7 protein-coding genes and 1 pseudogene are annotated in these 6841 nt (G+C 64.4%); all 8 read left to right on the forward strand.

Translation table 11 applies throughout. The features are described from left to right. The first annotated feature begins 4 nt into the window (after positions 1-4). A complete protein-coding gene (locus PKA57_RS03170; RefSeq protein WP_324297481.1) occupies positions 5-391 on the forward strand; it encodes a response regulator in 387 nt (128 codons plus the stop codon). After that, a complete protein-coding gene (locus PKA57_RS03175) occupies positions 391-900 on the forward strand; it encodes a protein phosphatase CheZ (protein ID WP_324297482.1) in 510 nt (169 codons plus the stop codon). The genes PKA57_RS03170 and PKA57_RS03175 overlap by 1 nt, the downstream gene beginning before the upstream one ends. Positions 901-1007: 107 nt before the next feature. Continuing rightward, entirely contained in the window at positions 1008-2159 is a 1152-nt protein-coding gene (locus PKA57_RS03180) for a chemotaxis response regulator protein-glutamate methylesterase (RefSeq protein ID WP_324297483.1), read from the forward strand. After that, on the forward strand, positions 2156-3064 hold the full coding sequence (locus tag PKA57_RS03185; RefSeq protein ID WP_324297484.1) for a protein-glutamate O-methyltransferase CheR: 909 nt from the start codon (positions 2156-2158) through the stop codon (positions 3062-3064). The genes PKA57_RS03180 and PKA57_RS03185 overlap by 4 nt, the downstream gene beginning before the upstream one ends. A gap of 138 nt (positions 3065-3202) precedes the next feature. After that, positions 3203-4117 carry a branched-chain amino acid ABC transporter permease LivH gene (locus PKA57_RS03190; protein WP_324297485.1) on the forward strand — a complete coding sequence of 305 codons (915 nt, stop codon included), beginning with the start codon at positions 3203-3205 and terminating at the stop codon, positions 4115-4117. Positions 4118-4120: 3 nt separating this feature from the next. Continuing rightward, positions 4121-5428: a high-affinity branched-chain amino acid ABC transporter permease LivM gene (gene livM / locus PKA57_RS03195; protein WP_324297486.1), complete on the forward strand. Its 1308-nt coding sequence runs from the start codon at positions 4121-4123 to the stop codon at positions 5426-5428. Next, positions 5425-6252: pseudogene (locus PKA57_RS03200) on the forward strand (ABC transporter ATP-binding protein); the annotation flags it as partial. The gene livM and the pseudogene PKA57_RS03200, both read left to right, overlap by 4 nt. 32 nt (positions 6253-6284) lie before the next feature. Continuing rightward, positions 6285-6841: ABC transporter ATP-binding protein (locus tag PKA57_RS03205; protein WP_324297487.1), on the forward strand; the 557-nt coding region annotated here is incomplete at its 3' end.

Genomic DNA, 6841 nt, shown 5'->3' on the forward strand with positions numbered 1-6841 from the left:
GGTAATGGCTGTAGATATGGGTATGCCCATCCTCATCGTGGACGACTACCGGACCATGCTGCGGATCGTCCGCAACCTTCTTTCGAAACTCGGCTTTACGGATATCGACGAGGCTTCGGACGGAAGCCAGGCCTTGGCGATGATGAAGGCCCGCAATTACGGCCTCGTCATTTCCGACTGGAACATGCAGCCGATGACGGGCTTCGAGCTTCTGAAGACGGTGCGGGCGGATGAGGGGCTGAAGGCAACCCCCTTCATCATGGTGACGGCGGAATCGAAAGTCGAAAACGTCGTGGCCGCGCGCCAGGCGGGCGTCAACAACTACATCATAAAGCCCTTCAGCGCGGCCGTGCTCAAAGCCAAGCTCAAAGCCGTGCTGGGAGATTTCTGATGAACAGCGATGAATCTTCGGAGCGGATCAAGAAGCTCACGCAGGAATGCGTGGATATCGTGCGGACGATCCTCATCGCCCGGCGCGAAATGTCGAAGCTGCACGACCCGTCGCTGCGCGATGTGCATCTTCCCCGCGCGACGGAAGAGATCGGCGCCATTCTGAGCCTGACCGAGTCGGCGACGAACGACATCATGCTCGCAGCCGAAGACATGATGGCGGCCGATTTTTCCGATCCCGACCGCGCGCAGGAGCTGGTGAACGATTCCTGCATGCGCATCTTCGAGGCGTGCTCCTTTCAGGATATTACCGGGCAGCGCATCTCCAACGTCCTGAAGACGCTGCAACTCGTCGAGGCGAAGGTCGAGCAGATCGAGACGGCGTGGTCGAACACCTCCGCGCTCCAGGCCGAACAGCAGCCCGCCACCGGAGACGCCGCCCTGCTCAACGGGCCGGCGCTCGAGGGCGAAGGCATCGCGCAGGATGACATCGACCAGCTTTTCGCCTGATCCCGCGCGATTTTCCGGGCCGGGTCACACCGTTCGCCCGCACATATCGGCCGGTTGAAGCGGAATAAGAACAATGCGCGTGGACAGGCGCGAGAATGGGCGCGAGGATGATTGACGATCGAGCCAAGGCCCCGGCCGCGACAGAAAGAACGCCGGCTCCCTCAGCGGCCGACGATCATTACCGCGTCATGGTGGTGGACGATTCGTCCGTCGTGCGCGGCATCATCACCAAGTCCCTCGAAGCCGATCCGGCCATTCGCGTCGTCGCCTCCTGCCCCAATGGCGCGGTAGCGGTCAGGATGCTGCCGTCGACGCCGGTCGATGTGATCGTTCTCGATATCGAGATGCCGGAAATGGACGGCATGACGGCGCTGCCACGCCTTCTCGAGATCAGCCCCGGCGTCAAGATCATCATGGTTTCCTCGCTCACGCGGCGGAATGCCGAGATCAGCCTTCGCGCGCTTTCGCTCGGGGCGGCCGATTATCTGCCGAAGCCCGCCACGGGGCTTGGCAGTGCCGATCAGTTCAGGCTCGAGCTTGTCACCAAGGTCAAGGCATATGCCGCGCGCGCGCCGCGCGGCCGGCAGGTGCGGCCCACGACGGTACCGAGCGCGGCGCAGCCCGCGCGAACGCAGGCGCCGGCCCGTCCGGTCGTGCTGCGCAAGGCGGCGATCGACAGGCCCTCGGTCATCGCGATCGGAAGCTCGACGGGCGGACCGCAGGCCCTTGCCGAAGTTCTGAAGAGCATCGGGCCCGGCGTCACACAGCCCATCGTGATCACGCAGCACATGCCGCCGACCTTCACGGCGATCCTCGCCGAGCATATGACGCGCTATGCGGGCCGGAACGCGGCCGAGGCGGTCGATGGCGAACTCCTTCAGCCCGGCCGCATCTATGTCGCACCGGGCGGCTTCCACATGGTCATGGAGCCGGGCGCGAGTGGCACCGTCGTCAGGCTGAGTGACGCGCCACCGGAAAATTCCTGCCGGCCGGCGGTCGATCCCATGTTGCGGAGCCTTTCGGCCATCTACAGGCAGAAGCTCCTCGTCGTGATCCTCACAGGCATGGGCTATGACGGCCTCAAGGGGGCAAAGGTCGCGGTCGAGGCAGGCGCGGCGCTGATCGCACAGGATCAGGCATCGAGCGTCGTCTGGGGAATGCCGGGGGCGGTGGCGCAGGCAGGCATCTGCAATGCGGTGCTGCCGCTTTCCGAGATCGGCAAGGCCATAGGGCGCATTGCGCGCGGGGAAGCGTTATGAATACGAACGATTTCGAATTCCTGCGCCAGTTTCTCTATCAGCGGTCCGGGCTCGCGCTGACGCCCGACAAAAGTTATCTCCTTGAGAGCAGGCTCGCGCCCATAGCGCGCAAGCTCAAGATGAAGACGCTTTCCGAACTCGTCGCGCATCTGCGCAAGGGGGGCGATGAGGCGCTGACCATCGCGGTCGTCGAGGCCATGACGACGAACGAGACGCTCTTCTTCCGCGACCGCTGGCCGTTTGATCGCTTCAGCGCGATGATCCTCCCGACACTGATGGAGCTGAACAAGAATACGCGGCGGATCAGGATCTGGTGCGCGGCCTGTTCGAGCGGTCAGGAGCCCTATTCGCTCGCCATGCTGCTTGCCGAAGCGGGCGGCAAGCTCGCGGGCTGGCAGATCGAGATCATCGCCACGGATATTTCCGACGAAATGCTCGAGCGCTGCCGCAAGGGCTGGTACTCGACTTTCGAGGTGCAGCGCGGATTGCCGCCTGACCTGCTGAAGAAATACTTCACGAAGGACGGCGACGGCTGGCTCATCAGCGAGAAGCTGCGCGCCATGGTCAAGTTCCGCAATTTCAACCTGCTGCACGATCCGGCGGCGGCCGGGATCACCGGGCTCGATCTCATCTTCTGCCGCAACGTCCTCATCTATTTCGACGAGGCGACGCGCCGCAAGGTCTTTGCCAGCATGGCGCGGGTGATGAAGCCGGGCGGCTATCTCTGCCTCGGCGGCGCCGAGACCGTCATCGGCATATCGGATGCCTTCCGCATCCTGCCGGGCGAGCGGGGGCTCTTCGGCCTTGGCGAGGTACCGGCCGCGCAGGCTGCGGGCCAGCCTGCCGCCGCACCGAGGCCCGCTGCCTCCGTTCCACCGCTCGCGGCTGTGTCCGGCCAGCGCTGAGGAAACCATTTCCCCGCGCCGGCATCCCTGCCGGTGCCGCGCCTCGACGCGCTTGTCCGTCCGTTAATTGAATGGCAGTGTTCGGGCATCTTCGCGCTGGGGCGCGCGAGGTGATCGGAGGGGGCCGGGACGGGGCGGATGGCTTATTTTCTGCAGCAATTGATCAATGGCGTGACGCTCGGAGCCACTTACGGGCTCATCGCCATCGGCTACACGATGGTTTACGGCATCATCGGCATGATCAATTTCGCGCATGGCGACATCTATATGGTCGGGGCCTTCATCTCGCTCGTGGGCTTCCTTCTGCTTGCGCTTTTCGGCGTGACCAACGTGCCGCTCGCCTGCTTTCTTGTGCTCATCTTCGCCATGGCCTTCACCGCCGTTTACGGCTGGACGGTCGAGCGCGTCGCCTATCGCCCCTTGCGCGGATCGCAGCGGCTTGCACCCCTCATCTCGGCCATCGGCGTCTCGATCGTGTTGCAGAATTTCGTCCAGCTTTCGCAGGGCGCGCGCGTGAAGCCCCTGCCGCCCATGATCGGCGGCTCCTTCACCCTTTCCTCCGAAGGCGCATTCGCGGTGACGATCAGCTATCTGCAGATCGGGATCATCCTCGTCACCGTCGCGCTGATGGCGGGCTTCACCTTCATGCTGCGGTACACTTCTCTCGGCAGGGCGCAGCGCGCCGCCGAGCAGGACAAGACCATGGCGGCGCTTCTCGGCGTCGATGTCGACCGGACGATCTCCATGACCTTCATCATCGGCGCGGCGCTCGCCGCCGTCGCCGGGCTCATGGTCACGCTCTATTATGGCGTCATCGACTTCTATATAGGCTTCATCGTCGGCATCAAGGCGTTCACGGCGGCCGTGCTCGGCGGCATCGGCTCGCTGCCGGGCGCCATGCTCGGCGGCATGCTCATCGGCCTCATCGAAGCCTTCTGGTCCGGCTATTTCAGCATCGAATACAAGGATGTCGCGGCCTTCTCCATCCTCGTTCTGGTGCTGATCTTCAGGCCGACCGGCCTTCTCGGCAGACCCGAAATCGAGAAGGTCTGACCGATGACGGCGGCGCGCCCGGAGATCTCCATCACCGCTCTCCTGCGGGACGCCGGCATGGCGGCCCTCGTTGCGGCGCTGCTCGCCTTCCCGCTGCTCGGCTTCAAGCTCAATGCGACGGCGCAAGGGCTCTCCCTCGACATGCGGCTCATCTGGGTCGTCTATGCGTCGGGCGCGGTCTTTCTGGGGCGCCTCGCCCTCTCGCTGGGCGGCATCGCGCTCGCCCCGCGCCTCCGCCAGCGTTTCGGGCGCGCCGGGGCGGCGGCCACGCCCACGGGCAGATCGCGGATTGTCATCGGCATCGCGATGGTGACAGTCGCGTTCGTGCTGCCCATGCTGCCTTTCGCCGACCGCAACATCATCGACAAGGCGACCCTCATCCTCATCTATGTGATGCTCGGCTGGGGGCTCAATATCGTTGTCGGGCTCGCAGGGCTTCTCGATCTCGGCTATGTGGCCTTCTATGCCGTCGGCGCCTATTCCTATGCGCTGCTCTCGCAATATTTCGGCCTTTCCTTCTGGCTCTGCCTGCCGCTTGCCGGGCTTTTCGCCGCTTCCTTCGGCGTCGCGCTCGGCTTTCCGGTGCTCAGGCTCCGCGGCGACTATCTCGCCATCGTCACGCTCGGCTTCGGCGAGATCGTGCGCGAGGTGCTGATCAACTGGGACGAGATGACGGGCGGGCCGAACGGAATTTCGGGCATTCAGCGCCCGTCCTTCTTCGGCCTGCCGATGCAGCCGAGCGCGCCCGGCGCCACCACCTTCGCCGATTTCTTCGGCATCGCCTTCTCGCCGGACCAGCGCATCATCTTTCTCTACTATCTCATTCTCGCCTTGGCGCTCGTGACCAACTTCTTCACGCTTCGCATCAGGCGGCTTCCCATCGGCCGGGCCTGGGAGGCGCTGCGGGAGGATGAGATCGCCTGCCGCAGCCTCGGCATCAATCCGACGACGGTGAAGCTTTCCGCCTTCGCCATCGGCGCCTGCTTTGCGGGCTTTGCCGGCTCGTTCTTCGCCACGCGGCAGGGCTTCATCAGTCCAGAGAGCTTCACCTTCATCGAATCGGCGATCATTCTCGCGATCGTCGTGCTGGGCGGAATGGGAAGCCAGATCGGCATCGTGCTCGCCGCGTTCCTTCTCGTCGGCCTTCCTGAGTGGTTCCGCGAGTTGCAGCAATTCCGCATGCTCGCCTTCGGCGCCGCGATGGTGCTCATCATGCTGTGGCGGCCGCAAGGCTTGCTCGCTCATCGCGAGCCGACGCTTCGTCTCGGCGGCGACCGGCCCGGCGCCCCCGCAAAGAGGGCAGAAGCGTGAACGGCGGCGCGAGAGAGGCGATCCTCACGGTCGAGCATCTGACGATCCGTTTCGGCGGCCTCGTCGCCATCGACGATCTCAGCTTCTCCGCCGCGCGGGGCGACATCACTGCCATCATCGGCCCGAACGGCGCGGGCAAGACGACGGCGTTCAACTGCATCACCGGCTTCTACAAACCCGATATCGGCAGGCTCACGCTTCGCCGCGAGGACGGGCGGGAATTTCTGCTCGAGCGCATGGACGGCCACCGCATCGCGCGCGATGCGGGCATCGTGCGCACCTTCCAGAACATCCGTCTCTTTCCCGGCATGAGCGTCATAGAGAACCTCATGGTGGCGCAGCATGTTGCGCTCATGCGGGCCTCGTCGTTTTCGGTCGCTGGCTTTCTTCGCCTGCCGTCCTATATGCGGGCCGAGGCGGAGGCGCTCGAGCGCGCGCGCTACTGGCTCGACAAGACGGGGCTTCTCGCCGATGCGGATCTTCCCGCCTCAAGCCTTCCCTATGGATCGCAACGTCGTCTGGAGATCGCGCGCGCCATGTGCGCCGGGCCCGTGCTTCTCTGTCTCGACGAGCCCGCGGCCGGTCTCAATCCGCGCGAATCCCAGGAACTGAACGAACTCCTCGTCGATATACGCGACGGGCACGGCACGAGCATTCTTCTCATCGAGCACGATATGAGCGTGGTCATGCAGATCTCCGATCATATCGTCGTGCTGGAACAGGGACGCAGGATCGCGGATGGCGCGCCCGCCGAGGTCAGGGCGGACCCGGAGGTCATCCGCGCCTATCTCGGCGTCGAGGATGAGGAAACCGCCGAAGCCGTGCTGCATGGCGATCCGCAGGGAGGGCATGTCTGATGCTCGAAATCCGCGGCCTTCATTCCGGTTATGGCAAGATCGAAGCGCTGCACGGCATCGACCTCGATGTGCCGGAGGGCGAGATCGTGTCGCTTATCGGCGCCAATGGCGCGGGCAAGACGACGCTTCTCATGACGATTTGCGGGCGGCCCGCCGCAACTCGCGGAAGCATCCGCTTCGACGGGCGCGACATCACGCGCCTGCGCACGCATGAGATCGCCGCGCTCGGCATCGCGCATGCGCCGGAAGGGCGGCGCATCTTCCCTCGCATGAGCGTGCTCGAAAATCTTCAGATGGGCGCGATCCTTTGCGATCCTTCTCATTTCGCGGAGGATCTCGAAGACGTGCTGACGCTCTTTCCGCGCCTCAGGGAGCGCATTTCCCAGCGCGGCGGCACGCTTTCGGGCGGCGAACAGCAGATGCTCGCCATCGCCCGGGCGCTGATGAGCCGGCCGAGGCTTCTTCTTCTCGACGAGCCGTCACTCGGCCTCGCGCCTCTCGTCACCAAGCAGCTCTTTGGAAACATCCTGCGCATCAACCGCGAGCGGAAAATGAC

Origin of the sequence: Parvibaculum sp. (assembly GCF_035325945.1) — a bacterium.
In the GTDB taxonomy this organism is placed as follows: domain Bacteria; phylum Pseudomonadota; class Alphaproteobacteria; order Parvibaculales; family Parvibaculaceae; genus Parvibaculum.